Source organism: Micromonospora sp. NPDC048835, from assembly GCF_040649995.1.
In the GTDB taxonomy this organism is placed as follows: Bacteria; Actinomycetota; Actinomycetes; order Mycobacteriales; family Micromonosporaceae; genus Micromonospora.
On record NZ_JBEZGM010000001.1, the window covers coordinates 312,842 to 328,425 of the forward strand.

Here is a 15,584-nt window from a genome sequence, read left to right on the forward strand (position 1 = left end):
CTTGATCATTGAGACGCTGGGTTTGGCGGTCGGGTGGTCAGCAGGTCGGTGTCGTCCGGGCCGCCCGCGCGCACGATCGACACCGCGCAGGCCTTGAAGGCCGGCATCCGCGAATGGCGGTCCAGCGCCGGGTCGGTGAGCGCGTTCACGGCGGAGCTGCCGCCCCAGTGGAACGGTGCGAAAATAGTGTCGCGGCGGATGCGGTCGGTGAGGCGCGCCCGGAAGAAGGCCCGCCCGCGTCGGCTGCGCAGTTCCACCACGTCGTTGTCGGCGATGCCGTGCCGCCGGGCGAGGTCCGGGTGCAGCTCCGCCCGGGCGTCGGGCAACGCCATGGTCAGGGCACCGACCCGGCGGGTCTGGTTGCCGCTCTGGTACTGCTGCATGTTGCGGCCGGTGGTCAGCACGTACGGGTAGTCGGCATCGGGCAGTTCCGCCGGATCGCGGTGCTCCACCCGGAAGAACCGCGCCCGGCCGTCGGCGGTCGGGAACCTGTCGGTGAACAGCCGCGGCGTACCCGGATGGTCCTCGCTCGGACATGGCCAGAACACCCCCTGCTCAGCCTCGATGCGCTCATAGGTGATTCCGGCGTAGTCGGCTGTCCCGCCGGCACTGGCTCGGCGCAACTCGTCGAAGACCCGGCGCGGATCGTCGTCGAAGTAGCGGCCGCGGCCGAGCCGGCCGGCGAGGTCGGCGAGCATCCGCAGGTCGGTGCGGACCTGCGGCGGCGGTGACATGGCCCGCCTGCGGCGGATGACGCGCCCCTCCAGATTCGTCATCGTGCCGTCCTCCTCCGCCCACTGAGCCGTCGGCAGCACCACGTCGGCCACGGCTGCGGTCTCGGAGAGGAAGATGTCGGAGACGACGAGCAGGTCCAGCGCCCGCAGCCGGTCCATCACCCGGTTGGCGTGCGGCGCCGAGACGGCGATGTTGCTGGCGAGCACGAGCAGCACGCGTACTCCGTCGTCGGTCCCGAGCCGGTCGAGCATCTCCCAGGCCGACCGGCCCGGCCGGGGCAGCTCGTCCGGGTCGATGCCCCAGACGGCCGCGACGTGTGCGCGCGCCGCAGGGTCGTCCAAGCGCCGGTAGCCGGGCAGTTGGTCGGCCTTCTGTCCGTGCTCGCGGCCACCCTGCCCGTTGCCCTGGCCGGTGATCGTGCCGTAGCCGGAGAAGGGCCGCCCGGGCAGGCCCAGGGCGAGGGCCAGATTGAGGTACGCCTGCGCCGTGTCGGTGCCGTTGCTGTGTTGCTCGGCACCGCGAGCGGTGAGCACCATCGCCGACGTGGCGCCCGCCAGCAGCCGTACCGTCTCCCGCAGGTCCCGTTCCGGTACACCGGTCATCCGCTCCACCCGGTCCGGCCAGTACGCCGCGACGGTGGCCCGGACCGCCTCGAAGCCGCTCGTGCGGTCGCGCACGTACGTCTCGTCGACCAGACCCTCGCGAATCGCGACGTGCAGCAACCCGTTCGCCAGTGCGAGGTCCGTGCCTGGCAGTGGCTGCAGGTGGAGATGAGCGCCCCCCGCGGTGGTCGTCCGGCGGGGGTCGACGACGACGTGCCGCGCGCCGGCGGCGCGTCCGGCGTCGAAGTACTGCATGGACGGCGGCTGCGCATCGGCCGGATTTGCGCCGACCAGCAGCACGGCCTGCGCCTGGGCGATGTCGGCCAGGGGGAACGGCAGGCCACGGTCGATCCCGAGGGAGCGGTTCGACGCGGTCGCCGCGGACGACATGCAGAATCGGCCGTTGTAGTCGATCGACGCCGACCGCAGCGCCACCCGGACGAACTTGCCCAGCGCGTACGCCTTCTCGTTGGTCAGCCCGCCGCCACCGAAGGCCCCGACGCTGTCGGGGCCGTACCGGTGTTGGCTGGTACGGATGGCGTCGACGACACGGTCGAGGGCCTCGTCCCAGTCTGCCGGTCGCAACGGGCTGGTGCGATCGTCGGGATCCTTACGGACGAGCGGGCTCAGCAGCCGGTCACCGTGGTCGAGAAGGTCGGCAGCCGTCCATCCCTTGGCGCACAGACCGCCCCTGTTGACCGGGAACTCGGTGGGCGCCAGCAGAGGCGGCCCGTCGCCGATCGTCAGGGACACCCCGCACTGCATGGAGCAGTAGGGGCAGTGCGTATCGATCTTGGACGATGCGCTCACCCGTCCGATGCTTGCCCGGCACTGTTTCGGATCAATGCCGAGGCCGTAACGCTCTGCGACCCTCGGGCTGCGTCATGGTCGTGACCGTGGCTCGCCGTCCGCCACCTCACTCCTCGTCGCAGCGGCTCCTGGTCGGCGCCCGGGCCGTCACGTCGGCACTAGGATGACCCCCACTGCGGAGGGGAGTCGGATGCCCGCCACCAGCGACGAGGAGCCCATCGGATCGATGTGGCCCCGCCTTGCCACCGCACTGCTCTGCCTGATGCTCGGCAGCGGGCTGAGCATCTGGTCCTGGCGGGTCTACGACGCCTCGCTCGTTCCGATCTACCGTCCACTCGGCGCTCTCAGCAGGGTCGGCGCGATCCAGGTGTACGTCCCGACCGAATCGTTCGCCACTACGACCGAGTTGCGGCTGCTCCAGGCCGACACAGCGTCGCTCGCCCCGTTCATCTTCACCTTCACCGTGACGTCACCGGTCCACCTGGCCAAGCCGCCGGTGGTGGCCCTCGAGTTCGTCAGCCCGATGCGCGTGTCGATCGCCGCGCCCGTACCCACCAACCGCTACCAGCCGTCGACCGTGCCATGGTTCCACCACGCGCAGAGCACGACCGGCGTTCGCCAGGCCATCGTCATCGCGGAGCCGCCCGCGACGCCGCCAACACGGATCAGCCTGACCGGTTTGGCTGGCGCGCTTCGCGACCCCCGCCCATCGCTGCCCTGGTACACCTTCGACGGCAGGCGACTGACGGTCCGCCTCGCCGGCCGGATGCTGCAGGGCACAGCGCACACCGTGGACGGGGCGCGGTCGACGTACGGACTGCCCGCGATCATGCCGGCTCGGGTGAACAGCGGGCTGAACCGGACGGCCGGTCCGAAGGAGTTGGCCGCGGACCTCGTCGCAGCGACGGATCTGGCCGAGGGCAGAAGGGCCAGGGTGGGTCGCCCGGTCGCCACTCGACACTCGCTCGAACTGCTGCACCCGGCCGGCGAGGGCGTGCTCGACCAGGAGATGACCAACCGGGTCCCAGCGGACGCCCGCGTCGATTACGTCGCCCCCGTACCTGAGGACCCGGATGTCCTCAAGTGGCAGGTCGAGGAATCGGTGGAGCCGATCCTCATCCGGCTGAGCTACGTCAACCGCTCGGCCGAGCAGTCGGGACAGTCACGCATCTTCCTCGCCGGCGTCGGCCTGGGCGGCGCGTTGTCGCTGCTACTGATGGGTTTTGAACTAGGTCCATGGCGGACCCTGGTCACGCTGTGGGGGCACCATTACCGGGCGGCCCGAAGGGAAATCGGATGACTGCTCCGCGCTCGCGCCCCCTTGAGTTTCTCGCCAGGCGCGCGGCTCTCGCAAGCCGCGCCCTGCGGCGGGCGCCGGGTCATCTGGCCGGAATCCGACGCCGAGACGCCCTGCGGCTCGCGGCGATCGGCACCTCCGTGCTGATCGTGGCACTGGCGGGGGTGATGATCGGGTTGGCCACCCTGGCCAAGTCTGACGCCAGGATCGGCCCGCTCGAAGTCGAGTTCCTCTTCAGCCTCTCGCTCGACGGTGGCACCGAACTTCAGGTGCCACCGCTGGGGGCGGTGCAGGTCAGCGACTCGCACGATGGACCGCTGCACCTGCGGGCCGTGGTCGTGGGGATCGACCGGGAGAGGGCCGCCCGACTGCTCGAAAATCCTGACGCGCTCAACTACTTCGCCTTCCGGGCGGGGGACGACCTGCGAGATGCGGCGATACGCGCCGCATTCCGGGCGGTTGGCGCGGCCATCCTCTCGGGCCTGGTGCTGTCGGCCCTCGCCTTCCGCGACACCAGACGTGTCGCCTGGAGCGGAGCGCTGTCAATGATCATCATTCTGGGCAGCTTTGGCGTGGCGCTCGCGACGATCCGGCCGCAGAGCATCGAGGGTCCGCTGAGATACAGCGGGCTACTCACGCAGGCTCCGAATGTCGTGCAGGAGGCACGGACCACGACATCCGGCTACTCCGAGCTCGGCGACAACCTCACCGAATTTCTGTTGGCCGCGACTGCCGTCTATGACCGTGTTGTCACGGTGCCCGACGTGGGCACAGCCGGCGGCGACTTCGTCGTGCTGCATGTCAACGACATCGGATCGAACCCGCTGGCCTGGTCGGTACTGCACGAGGTGGCAGCGCAGTACCACGTGTCAGCCGTGATCGACTCTGGCAACACCACAGCGCTGGGTAGCAACCTGGAGAACCGGGTATTGGAGGCGCAGATCTCGACCTTCGAGGTCCCGTACCTCTGGGTGAGAGGGGATCAGGACTCCACCAGCACGAGCCTCGCGGTCGACAGCGTGGAGAACGCCACCGTCCTCGACGGTGAAGTCGTCGAACTAGGGCCTCTGCGGGTGACCGGTGGGCCGAGCCCGCTGCGGTCGCCGGTGACGACGGCGGAGTTGAGCGCCACCGACCGCGCCGCCGTCGAGGCTGGAGCGAAGGCGGTGAACGACCAGATCGTCGCCCACAACGCGAGCAATCCGCTGGGCGTGAACCTGGCCGTGTTCCACGAACCGGAGAGCGCCACGGCAGTGGCGGCCACGACCCCGGTCGTCCTGTCCGGGTCGCGGTCGGGTCGAAGCGTGTCAGCAATCGACGATGACACACTGCTGTTGCGGCAAGGCCGATCCGGCGGGGGTGGCGTACGGCAGCTGAATGCGAACGACCAGCACTTCGCCATGTCATTGCTGCACTTCACGCCCCAGGGGCAGTTGAAAGCCTACGACGACATGGTGGTGTACGGCCCGGGGCGCGGGCGGGTCGAGTTCGAACGGATCCTGGTCCCCGATGGTGAGTAGCCGCGTACGTTCAGCCGCGACGGATCAACCGGCGCCAAGCGGTTCAGAAGAGAGGCGTTCTGATCGAGGCAGCCGGCTGCCCAATCCTTTGTGTCGGCTGGGCGCCGAGCGAGCTTCAGCGTTTCAAGGCAGGCAGGCCGTATGGGCGTGCTAAGGAGCCGTTGGTCGACCTGGCCTTGCAGATGGGAGCAGTGCGCGTATGCCGAGAAGAGTGTGCTGCCGCGATCTCCCAGGGCCGGCATCCGCTGCCCGGCTCAGGGCGTAGCGGGCAAGCCGGCCCGGCACAATTCGAGAGCGTCTCGAGCACCGCGCAGGGCAGCGATCACATTGGGCGAGGGTCGCACGTGTACTTCGGGAAAGTCGAAACCGGCCGATCCGTCGGTGATCGGGTAGGCCAGTTGCTCACGACCGAGCCGGAATTGGGCATCGATGCCGGTGCGGTTGCCGCGCGGGTCCTGGCGATGCCAGCGGCCCGCAAGGTGTACGGCAACGAGGCCGTGCAGGACGGGCGCTCTCCCGTCGGTCAGCTGTTGGTAGCACAACCCCGCCGGAACGCCACCGGCCCGGGCCACGGCCACCAGCAGGTGCGACTTGGCATAGCAGAGGCCGACGCCGGCGTTGAGGACCTCGCCAGCGGTGACGGTGATCCGCGGATCCTGGGCGTCCACGGAATGCCGGATCCGGTCACGAACCCATGCGAAGGCGGCCCGCATGAAGTCGACGTCGTCTGGATGCGCCGCGCGTAGTTCACCAGCTAACGTCCGCACTGCCGGATGGTCCACCTCGACGACCATGTCACCGCCCAGGTATTCCATCGCTTCGCCCGCGACCAGTTGCACAGCTGTCCCTTCCCCCGCCGCCTGTCGGAACGCGGCGAGACCTGTCGCGTCACGGTAACGGCGCTATCTCACCGCCGCCCGCGTCGCCTGTCACCCTCATTTCCGGTCGCAGCTGCGGCATGCGCGCTGGTCCGGGCGCAGGTGTCGGGAGTCGGCAACAGTGGCACACTTCGCTCGTGAACGCGACGGTGGCAGTCAGCCGGCTCTCGGAGATCCTGGATTCTCTCGCGGCGCAGGGCTTCGACACCCGACCGCTGGTGGTCGATTCGCCGGCTGCGCCGGGCGAGGTCGACGCGGTAGAGGACCAACTGGGGTGCAAGCTGCCGTGGTCGTTGCGCCACTGCCTGACAACCGTTGCCAGCCGGGTGGAGTTCGCCTGGTTCGCGCCGGCTGAGCACACCTTTCCCGGTCCGTTCCGTGAGATCTTCTCCGGAAACCTGTGTTGGTCACTCGACGGGCTGCCCGATCTGATGACAGCAGCCCGAGGATGGGTTGAGGACGTGTTCCCGGATCCGAGTGACTCCTACGACAGGGTCTGGCATCACAAGTTGCCGTTCATGGAGGTCGGCAACGGCGACTACCTGGCGCTGGACCTGGACGATGACGCGTACGGTCGAGTCGTCTACCTCAGCCACGACGACGGTGAAGGCCACGGCCGGACCATGGCTACCTCGTTCGAGGACTTGCTCATCCGCTGGATCCCCCTGGCCTGTCCGGGAGCCGAAGATTGGCAGTGGTTGCCGTTCTGCGCACGATCAGACGGGGGCCTCGACCCCTCGTCCGCGATAGCCCGGGAATGGACTGCGCTCGTACGACTCAAGAGCGGCCAGTCGTAGCCGAGAGACTGTGAACGTCCGGATCTGCTGCGATACGCGCGACTGTGGCTGAACTGGGCCCTGGTTGAGCTGTTTCAGGAGCCCGCTCACGGCGAGCGGCGGCTCACCGCCGAGGAACTGGCGGATTCGTCCGTCCTGGTGGCACCGTCGGTCGGCTGGTCGCACCAGTATGGATGGTCCGTGACCTAGCCGCGGGGCGCCCGTGTCGTCTCCGTGAGCCGCAATCCGCTGAGCATCTCGTCAGTTTCAGTGGCCCGTAGGGTTCGTGGCATGCACGGCGCTGTTGAGGGAGGCTGCGTACAACCTCTGGTTGCACGGTCCCGATTGGGATGACATCGCGGCGGATCTCACCAGTCGCGCCGAGGGTTTGGAAGCAGGCTGATTCGGAGGTCACAAGGCTGGGTGCAGTCCTGCGCCGACGGCTTCTCGGGTAGCGCCTGGCAGACTCAACCGAGTGAACGACGGGGTCGCATCGACGGTGGATGGTGAGCTGGAGAGCGTCAGTCTGGTGGACCTCGCCGTCTCTCGGCTGACCCGGGAGATCCTCAGCGGCAAGAGCAACCCGGGTGAACGCCTGGTGGAGGAGCAGCTGACCCGCCGGCTGGGGATCAGCCGGGCGCCGTTGCGGGAGGCGCTGCGACTGCTCGCTCAGCAGGGTCTGGTCGAGCATGTGCCCCGGCGTGGGGTGCGGGTGGCCACCTTGTCGGACCGCGACGTGCGGGAGCTGTACGAGCTGCGTGACGTGCTGGAGCGTTTCTCGGTGCGGGCGGGGATCCCCGTCGGCCGGGAGAGCGATCTCGCCGGCTTGCGGGGGACGCTGGATGGGATGAGGGAGGCGGCCCAGGCCGGCAACCGGTTGGCGGTCGCCGAGTCGCACCGGCTGTTCCACGTCGAGCTGGTGGCGCTCGCCGGCAACAGGCAACTGTCCGCCGTGTACGGCTCGATTCTGGTGAAGTTGCAGCTTTACATGGCGGTCAACCTGCGCCGCGAGGCGGAGGTGGCGCAGCCGCTGGACGGGGTTCACCGGCACGAGCGGCTGTACGAGGCTGTCGTCGGGGGAGACCCGGAGGAGGTGCTCACGGTGCTCAGCGGGCACGGGGCCCGCTCGTACCTCGGCTGAGGTGTGCGGCGCGAAGGTCGGCGGGATGGGTCGCGCCACGCGTCGTCATATCGTCGTTACGTAGCGCGCGGTTTATCGTAACAGAACAGTCGACAATCGACAGTATGCCAGATCCACCACGATCGATCTCGGACCTCAGTTCGGCGTACCGCGGTGGCAGCCTGACCCCGGCGGACCAGGCCGAACGCGTTCTGGACGGGCTCGCCGGGCGCGACCGGGGGCCGGTCTGGATCAGCACGGTCCCGGCCGACCGGCTGCGTGAGCGCGCCCGGTCGCTGACCCGTCACGGTGACCCTGCACTGCCGCTGTACGGCATCCCCTTCGCGGTCAAGGACAACATCGACGTGGCCGGCATGGTCACCACCGCGGGCTGCCCCGACTTCGGGTACCTCGCCGCCCAGGACGCCCCGGTGGTGCGCCGGCTGCTCGACGCCGGCGCGCTGCTCGTCGGCAAGACGAATCTCGACCAGTTCGCCACCGGCCTGACCGGGGCCCGCTCGCCGTACGGCAGCTGCCAGAGCGTCTTTGGCGGCGGCCTGATCTCCGGGGGGTCCAGCTCCGGCTCCGCGGTGGCGGTGGCGTCGGGCCAGGTCAGCTTCGCTCTGGGTACGGACACCGCCGGCTCCGGCCGGGTGCCGGCGGCGCTCAACGGGATCGTCGGCCTCAAGCCCACCCGGGGACTGCTCAGCACCGCCGGCGTGGTCCCGGCCTGCCGCTCGCTGGACTGCGTGTCGGTCTTCGCCGCCGACGTCGCCGGGGCCGTCGAGGTGCTGCACGCGGCCCGTGCGGTCACGACGGCAGACCCCTGGGGGCGTCCGCTGCCGACGGAGCAGGTGGTTGCCCGCATGCCGGGAACGCTTCGCCTCGGGGTGCCCCAACCAGCAGACCTGGAGTTCTTCGGCGACACCGGGCAGGAGGCCCGGTTCGCCGCGGGGGTGGAACGATTGCGGACCTTCGTGGGGTCGCCCCGGTCGGTGCCGCTCGGCGCCTTCTTCGACGCGGGCGACCTGCTCTACCGCGGGCCCTGGGTGGCCGAGCGACTCGTGGCGCTCGACGACTTCCTGCGATCGCACCCGGACTCCGTGCACCCGGTCACCCGAGCCGTGCTGGAGACCGGGCGACGTTACGACGCGGTCGACGCCTTCCGGGGCCAGCACCGCCTGCGCGAGCTGCGCGCGCAGGTCGACCAGCTCTGGCAGGACATCGACGTGCTGGTGCTGCCCACCGTCGGCACCACCTTCACGCTCGACGAGATCGCCGAGGACCCGATCGGGCGTAACGCCATGCTGGGCCGCTACACCCAGTTCGCGAACCTGCTCGACCTGGCCGCGGTGACGGTGCCCAACGGCTTCACCAGCGCCGGACGACCGGCGAGCCTGACCCTGGTCGGCCCGGCGTTCACCGACACCACACTGGCCCGCCTGGCCGCCACCCTCACCGGGGGCGAGGCGCCCGGCGCAGCGGCCGAGGTCGTCCCAGCATCGGCGGAGCTGCTGGTGGCTGTCGTCGGCCGGCACCTGACGGGCGAGTCGCGTAACGCCGAGCTGGTCGGGCGCGGGGCATTCCTCGTCGGCGCCGCCCACACCGCCCCGCTCTACCGGCTGTTCCGGATGGACACCCCGGATGGTGAGGGGCTGCCCGGTCTGGTGCGGGTAGCGCCGGACGGACCCGCCGGCCACTCCATCGAGGTCGAACTGTGGCGACTGCCCGGGCACGCGGTCGGTGGGCTGCTGGCCGGGGTGCCGGCTCCGCTCTCGCTCGGCTGGGTCCGGCTGCACGACGGGCGGGACGTGCTCGGCTTCCTCTCTGAGGCGTACGCGACCGGCCCGCCGGCCGAGGACATCAGCGCCGCCGGCGGCTGGCGGGCGTACCGGGGCGCGGCCGTCCGGCACTAGGGCGGACAGACAACCGCGATGACGACAGGAGGCGAACGGATGGGCAGCATCGGACCGGTCCCGGCCAACCCCTACCCATGGCCGTACGACGGCGTGGCGGACACCGCGCGTACCGCACTGCTCTGCATCGACTGGCAGACCGATTTCTGCGGCCCGGGCGGCTACGTGGACGCGATGGGTTACGACATCGGGCTGACCCGGGCCGGTCTGCCGGCCACCGCCCGCCTGCTGGAGCACGCCCGCGCGCTCGGCATGCTCGTCGTACACACCAGGGAGGGGCACGACCCTGAGCTGTCCGACCTCCCGGCGAACAAGCGGTGGCGCTCGGCGCGTATCGGCGCCGAGATCGGCTCCGCCGGTCCGGCCGGTCGGATCCTGGTCCGAGGCGAGCCGGGCTGGGAGATCGTGCCCGAGGTCGCCCCGGTGGCCGGCGAGGTGGTCATCGACAAGCCGGGCAAGGGTGCCTTCTACGCCACGAACCTCGACCTGGTGCTGCGGACCCGGGGCATCACCCACCTGATCCTGACGGGCATCACCACCGACGTCTGCGTGCACACGACCATGCGCGAGGCGAACGACCGTGGGTACGAGTGCCTGATCCTGTCCGACTGCACCGGCGCCACCGACAAGGCCAACCACGACGCGGCACTGCACATGGTCACCATGCAGGGCGGCGTGTTCGGCTGCGTCACCACATCCGACGACGTCATCGCCGCCACGGCCAAGTGAGGTGCGCCCATGCTGACCATCGCCACCGCGCGACCCAGCCCGTACGCCTTCGACATTGCCACCACGGCGCTGCTCGTCATCGACATGCAGCGCGACTTCCTGGAACCCGGCGGATTCGGTGAGAGCCTCGGCAACGACGTCGGCCAGCTGCGCCGCACGATCGCCCCGCTCGCGGCGCTGCTCAACGACGCCCGCGCCGTCGGTCTGAGTATCATCCACACCCGCGAGGGGCATCTTCCCGACCTGTCCGACTGCCCGCCGGCCAAACTCAGTCGGGGTGCGCCGAGCAGGCGCATCGGTGACCCCGGGCCCAACGGCCGAATCCTGATCCGCGGCGAGTACGGCCACGACATCGTCGACGAGCTGAGGCCGCTGCCCGACGAGCCGGTCATCGACAAACCCGGCAAGGGTGCCTTCTACGCCACCGCCCTGGACGCCCTGCTCGCCGAGCGCGGCATCCGCAGCCTCCTGGTCGCCGGGGTCACCACCGAGGTGTGCGTGCACACGACCGTCCGGGAAGCCAACGACCGCGGGTACGAGTGCCTCGTGCTCGCCGACTGCGTCGGGTCCTACTTTCCCGAGTTCCAGCGGGTCGGTCTCGACATGGTCGCCGCCCAGGGCGGCATCTTCGGCTGGGTCGCCGACTCGACGCAGGTGCGCGCCGTGCTGCCCGCCACCCCCGTGTTGCAGCCCTCCTCCTGACTGGGAGTAGTCATGGCCTCGACCACACCGACAGTCGCCCCGCTCCCGTACTGGGTACGCGGCGACACCAACGCATTCTTCGGCTTCGGCGTCAACGTCCTGGTCAACGTGCTCACCCTGACCGGGCTCTGTCTCGGTGTGGTGAACCTTCCCGAGGGGGACGTGTTCGGCACGATCCTGCCGGCACTCGGCATCGCCCTGGTCGCCGGAAACATCTACTACACCTACCTGGCCCGCCGGCTGGCCCGACGGGAGAACCGCACCGACGTGACCGCCCTGCCGTACGGGCCGAGCGTGCCGCACATGTTCATCGTCATCTTCGTCATCATGCTGCCGATCTACCTGCGCACCCAGGACCCGGTGCGGGCCTGGGAGGCCGGGCTGGCGTGGGCCTTCATCATCGGCGTGATCGTGCTGATCGGCGCGTTCGTGGGGCCCTACATCCGCCGGTACGCGCCCCGGGCCGCCCTGCTCGGCACCCTCGCCGGGATCTCCATCACCTTCATCTCGATGAACCCGGCCGGTCAGATGTGGCGGATGGCCTGGGTCGCCCTGCCGGTCCTCGCGCTGCTGCTGATCGGCCTGCTCACCGACGTGAAACTGCCGTTCAACTTCCCGATCGGGCTCGCCGCGCTGCTGCTCGGCACCGCGATCGGATGGGCCGGCGGGGCGATGTCGGTACCGGACGTCACGGCCGCGGCCCGGGACATCGCTGTCGCCGTACCCTCGTTCAAGCTGGACCTGCTCCTCACCGGGTTGGCCGACATGGCGCCGCTGCTGGCGACGGCGATCCCGCTCGGCGTCTACAACTTCACCGAGGGCATGACCAATGTGGAGAGCGCGGCCACCGCAGGGGACAACTACAACCTGCGCAGTGTGCTGCTCGCCGACGGTGCGGGCGCGGTGGTCGGCGCCGCGCTCGGCTCGCCGTTCCCGCCGGCCGTCTACGTCGGGCACCCGGGCTGGAAGGCGGCGGGCGGACGTAGCGGGTACTCGATGGCGACCGGTGTGGTGATCGCGGTGCTCTGCTTCCTCGGCATGTTCGGGCTGCTCGGCGCGATCTTCCCAACGGCGGCCATCGTGCCGATCCTGCTCTACATCGGGCTGCTGATCGGGGCGCAGGCATTCCAGGCCACCCCCCGGGCGCACGCCGCCGCCGTGGTCGCCGCGCTGATCCCGAACATCGCGGCCTGGGCGACCGGTCAGATCGACAACGCGTTGGCCGCGGCCGGCACCACCGCCGCGGCGGTCGGCGACGACGCGCTCAACGGCGCCGGGGTGATCTACGACGGGCTGCTGGTGCTCGGTCAGGGCGCGATCCTCGCCGGGCTGGTGCTCGGCGCGGTGGTGGTCTTCATCATCGACAGGCGCTTCGTCCGAGCCGCGATCTTCGCCGGCACCGGCGCGGTGCTGTCGTTCATCGGGCTGATCCACGGCGAGCGGATCGAGTGGAACGCCAACGGCCAGGTGGCACTGGGCTATCTCTTCGTGGCGGTGATCTGTGCGGTCTTCGCGCTCGGCCGCCCGACGCCCCGCGAGCCCGACCCGGCGGAGGGCGAACCGGACCAGCAGCCCGACCTCGCCAGCGAGCGGACGGACACCGACCGGAGGACGTCCGCGCTGCCCGGCTGAGTGGGCGCGCCCGGTCGGAGGGTCACGGCTCCCGACCGGGCCGGCCGATGCCCGACCCGACGGATCGAAGGGACGTACCGGATGGAGATCGACCGGACCGACGTCATGGCCGAGGTGGCGGCGGCCTTCGCCGACTACGAGCGGGCGCTTGTCGACGGCGACGCGGACCGGATCTGCGCGTACTTCTGGGATTCCGAGCGGACCGTGCGGTTCGGCCTCGCCGACCACCAGTACGGGTTGGACGAGCAACGCGAGTGGCGGGCCGCGCAGCCGCCACTGCCGGCCGGTCGCCGGCTGGTGGACCCGGCGGTCAGCACGTTCGGCCGGGACCTCGCGGTGGTGACGACCCGCTTCGGGTACGCCGACGGCGCCCCCACCGGACGGCAGACCCAGACCTGGGTACGCCTGCCCGTCGGCTGGCGGATCGTCACCGCCCACGTCTCCGTTCCACACTGCCCGGTACGGCAGGAGGTCCGGGGCGTAGGCGGGTAACCGCGGGCTGTGGGCAACGGTGCCCCTGGTCCTTGCTGAAGGACTCAGCTGACGACGAAGTTGGCCATCATGGCCATGTCTTCGTGTTCGAGGTTGTGGCAGTGGAAGACGTATTTGCCCTGGTAGCCGTCGAAGTGGATGAGGATTTTGGCTTGTTCGCCGGGGCGCAGGTCGATGGTGTCCTTCCAGCCGGCGTCGAAGGGGCCGGGGCCGCCGCTGCCCCGAGCGAGGACTTGGAAGGGGCTGAGGTGGATGTGGACGGGGTGGTGGAAGTCGGCGTTCAGTTGCCAGATTTCGGTGGTGCCGAGGCGGACGTGCGCGGCGATGGAGTCGGGGCTGAACGGGGCTTTGGAGATGAGCCAGCCGTCGTGGTCGTTGACCTCACCGGCCCGGAAGTCGAACTTCCGGGTGGTGATCGCGTCGGTGGGACGTAGGGCCGGGATGGTGGACAGGTGGTCCGGCACCGTGAACGCCTGCGGTCGGCCGTCGCCGACAACGAATCGCATGACCTGTCCCATCGCCGCGGTGTCGTAGTCGTTGATCAGCGTGACCTCGGTGCCCGGGGCGTAGTGGGAGAAGTCGACGAGTATGTCGAAGCGTTGGGCAGGGGCCAGTTCGAGGTGGTCGTGGCGAAGGGGTTCGGCGAGGAGTCCTCCGTCGGTGCCGATCTGGGTGATGGCGGACGGGGGTGGCGGTTCGAGTCGCAGTGACAGCCGCCGGGCGTTGCAGGCGTTGAGGAGACGTATCCGGTAGGTGCTCCGCTGGACCGGTGCGATGGGCCAGGGGGTGCCGTTGACGAGCATGACGTCACCGAGGACGCCCGAGACGTAGCCGCCGTGGACTCCGTGTTGGTTCACGAGGGTGGGGTCGAGGCTGGGATACAGCAGTGATCCGTCGGTGTCGAAGCTGCGGTCGGTGATCATCAAGGGCAGGTCACGGTCGCCGCCGGGCAGGTGCAGTGCTGCCTCTTCGTCGTCGTGGTGCAGGTGGAAGCCGGCGAGGCCCTGCCAGACGCTGGGGCCGGTGAAGTCCATGCGGTGGTCGTGGTACCAGAGTGTCCCTGCACGCTGCTGCAACGGAAAGGTGTAGGTCCGCATGCCCTGCCGGGTGTCACCACCGGTGACCATGTGATGGCCGCCGCCTGCGTGATCATGACGAAGGTGCCGGTTGTAATAGCTCATGTCGGTCGGATAGACGTAGTCGGTCGGGTAGCCGTCGCTGTCCTGCGGTGTCCGTCCGCCGTGCAGGTGCACGACGGTGGGTACCGGCAGGTTGTTGGTGTGCCGGACCGTGGCGGTGCGGCCTCGTTCGCTTCGGATGGTGGGCCCTGGGAAGGAGCCGTTGTAGGTCCACAGCTTCGTCGTCAATCCGGGGAGAATCGTGGCCCGGGTGACTCTCTGCACGATGTCGTAGTAGTCGGTGGTCGCGTCGGAGCGGGTCGGTAGCAGCACGGGCGGGAGGGTGAGTCGCCGTTGGAATGGCGGTGGCAGGGGTGCGCGGCTGGGCAGGACCTTCCCCGTGGAGCTGGCTCCGGCGATGCCGCTGATGAAGGGCAAGCCGATCCCGGCGGCGGCGATACCGGCTCCGGCGACGCCGAGGAAGGTTCGGCGACTGATGCTGTTCATCGGGTCTTCCTCCACGCTGCGGCGGTGAGCGCGACCAGCAGCACGATGATGGTGACGCCCAGCGGGATGTGCGCAGCCAGGATCAGTTGGTAGCCGAGCCAGGTCTGCAGTGCGGTCAGGACAAACAGCACGATCGCCGCGGGCAGTGGCCAGAGTGGGCCTGCCCCGGCGCGGCGCCACAGGATCGCGGTGACGATGCTGGCCGCGATCGCTGCGACGGTGGCCGTGGCGGTGTCCCGGTGCAGGTGCAGTGCCTCGTAGCTGCCGGACAGGAACTGGCCGGCGAAGACGGCCTGGTCGAAGGCCAGGACCGCCGCGGTGGTGATGGTGAGCCGGAACGGCCAGATTGGCCACGGCCGCCTCGATGAGGTGGCCGGCTGCTGTGGGGTCGATGTGGTCCCTGTGATCGTCACGATGCCTCGAAGGTTTGGACGTCGTGGGAGCGGAAGACCTGCACGTCGGCAAGCAGACGCGACGCCGCGATGCTGGCGCGGGCAGCCGGGGTGGCCAGCATGGCCGCCAGGGCGCCGTCGTCGCTCCAGCGCGCGTGGTGGACGACATGTCGCCCATCGTCGGAGCGGGTCAGTGTCGAGCCGAGAAAGCCGGGCGTGTGCTCCAGTACGTCGTGGCCGTTTGCGATCAGTAGCGCGTATAGCTGGGCCTGGTGTTGTTCGGTAACGGTGAAAACGCTCGTCACGGTCAGCTCGCCGCTCGTTGCCGCGGGACCGTCTGGTCGGCTTGCTGGACTCT

The 15,584-nt window shown here is 69.6% G+C and carries 14 protein-coding genes; 9 read left to right on the top strand and 5 right to left on the bottom strand.

The annotated features are described in order from the left end of the window. Positions 1–5: 5 nt before the first annotated feature. Positions 6–2,147, bottom strand: coding sequence for a molybdopterin oxidoreductase family protein (locus AB0C15_RS01235; RefSeq protein WP_357347413.1), 2,142 nt, complete (start codon positions 2,145–2,147; stop codon positions 6–8). Positions 2,148–2,337: 190 nt separating this feature from the next. Here AB0C15_RS01235 and AB0C15_RS01240 point away from each other — a divergent pair, with 190 nt between their 5' ends. Together AB0C15_RS01240 and AB0C15_RS01245 are read left to right on the top strand one after the other, a co-directional pair. Further along, positions 2,338–3,447, top strand: a complete 1,110-nt coding sequence (locus AB0C15_RS01240; RefSeq protein ID WP_357347415.1) for a hypothetical protein — start codon at positions 2,338–2,340, stop codon at positions 3,445–3,447. Further along, positions 3,444–4,964 (top strand): hypothetical protein, encoded by a 1,521-nt coding sequence (locus AB0C15_RS01245; RefSeq protein WP_357347417.1) that lies wholly within the window; start codon positions 3,444–3,446, stop codon positions 4,962–4,964. Before AB0C15_RS01240 ends, AB0C15_RS01245 begins: the two co-directional genes overlap by 4 nt. 254 nt (positions 4,965–5,218) lie before the next feature. On the opposite strand, the gene AB0C15_RS01250 is transcribed toward AB0C15_RS01245, so the two are convergent. Then, the gene (locus AB0C15_RS01250; protein WP_357347419.1) at positions 5,219–5,803 is read right to left on the bottom strand and encodes a transglutaminase family protein; all 585 of its coding nucleotides are present in this window, start codon (positions 5,801–5,803) and stop codon (positions 5,219–5,221) included. A 176-nt stretch (positions 5,804–5,979) separates the two neighbouring features. Between AB0C15_RS01250 and AB0C15_RS01255 the strand changes: the two genes are divergently transcribed. The 7 genes from AB0C15_RS01255 to AB0C15_RS01285 all read left to right on the top strand — a co-directional run bounded on the left by AB0C15_RS01255 (position 5,980) and on the right by AB0C15_RS01285 (position 13,209). Continuing rightward, positions 5,980–6,639 carry an SMI1/KNR4 family protein gene (locus tag AB0C15_RS01255; protein ID WP_357347421.1) on the top strand — a complete coding sequence of 220 codons (660 nt, stop codon included), beginning with the start codon at positions 5,980–5,982 and terminating at the stop codon, positions 6,637–6,639. A gap of 454 nt (positions 6,640–7,093) precedes the next feature. After that, a complete protein-coding gene (locus AB0C15_RS01260) occupies positions 7,094–7,759 on the top strand; it encodes a GntR family transcriptional regulator (RefSeq protein WP_357347423.1) in 666 nt (221 codons plus the stop codon). Between the two features lie 104 nt (positions 7,760–7,863). Beyond that, a complete protein-coding gene (gene atzF, locus AB0C15_RS01265) occupies positions 7,864–9,654 on the top strand; it encodes an allophanate hydrolase (protein WP_357347425.1) in 1,791 nt (596 codons plus the stop codon). 39 nt (positions 9,655–9,693) lie between these two features. Further along, positions 9,694–10,383 carry an isochorismatase family cysteine hydrolase gene (locus tag AB0C15_RS01270; protein WP_357347427.1) on the top strand — a complete coding sequence of 230 codons (690 nt, stop codon included), beginning with the start codon at positions 9,694–9,696 and terminating at the stop codon, positions 10,381–10,383. A gap of 9 nt (positions 10,384–10,392) precedes the next feature. After that, entirely contained in the window at positions 10,393–11,085 is a 693-nt protein-coding gene (locus tag AB0C15_RS01275) for a cysteine hydrolase (protein ID WP_357347429.1), read from the top strand. Between the two features lie 12 nt (positions 11,086–11,097). Beyond that, complete coding sequence (locus tag AB0C15_RS01280) at positions 11,098–12,717, top strand: regulator (protein ID WP_357347431.1); 1,620 nt, start codon at positions 11,098–11,100, stop codon at positions 12,715–12,717. 81 nt (positions 12,718–12,798) lie between these two features. After that, positions 12,799–13,209 carry an AtzH-like domain-containing protein gene (locus tag AB0C15_RS01285; RefSeq protein WP_357347433.1) on the top strand — a complete coding sequence of 137 codons (411 nt, stop codon included), beginning with the start codon at positions 12,799–12,801 and terminating at the stop codon, positions 13,207–13,209. Positions 13,210–13,253: 44 nt separating this feature from the next. Here AB0C15_RS01285 and AB0C15_RS01290 read toward each other — a convergent pair whose 3' ends face one another. The 3 genes from AB0C15_RS01290 to AB0C15_RS01300 are packed head-to-tail and all read right to left on the bottom strand — an operon-like array spanning position 13,254 to position 15,531. Next, complete coding sequence (locus tag AB0C15_RS01290; protein ID WP_357347435.1) at positions 13,254–14,834, bottom strand: multicopper oxidase domain-containing protein; 1,581 nt, start codon at positions 14,832–14,834, stop codon at positions 13,254–13,256. Next, positions 14,831–15,247 carry a hypothetical protein gene (locus tag AB0C15_RS01295; protein ID WP_357347437.1) on the bottom strand — a complete coding sequence of 139 codons (417 nt, stop codon included), beginning with the start codon at positions 15,245–15,247 and terminating at the stop codon, positions 14,831–14,833. The genes AB0C15_RS01290 and AB0C15_RS01295 overlap by 4 nt, the downstream gene beginning before the upstream one ends. Further along, positions 15,244–15,531, bottom strand: coding sequence for an antibiotic biosynthesis monooxygenase (locus AB0C15_RS01300; protein ID WP_357347439.1), 288 nt, complete (start codon positions 15,529–15,531; stop codon positions 15,244–15,246). The genes AB0C15_RS01295 and AB0C15_RS01300 overlap by 4 nt, the downstream gene beginning before the upstream one ends. Positions 15,532–15,584 lie beyond the last annotated feature (53 nt).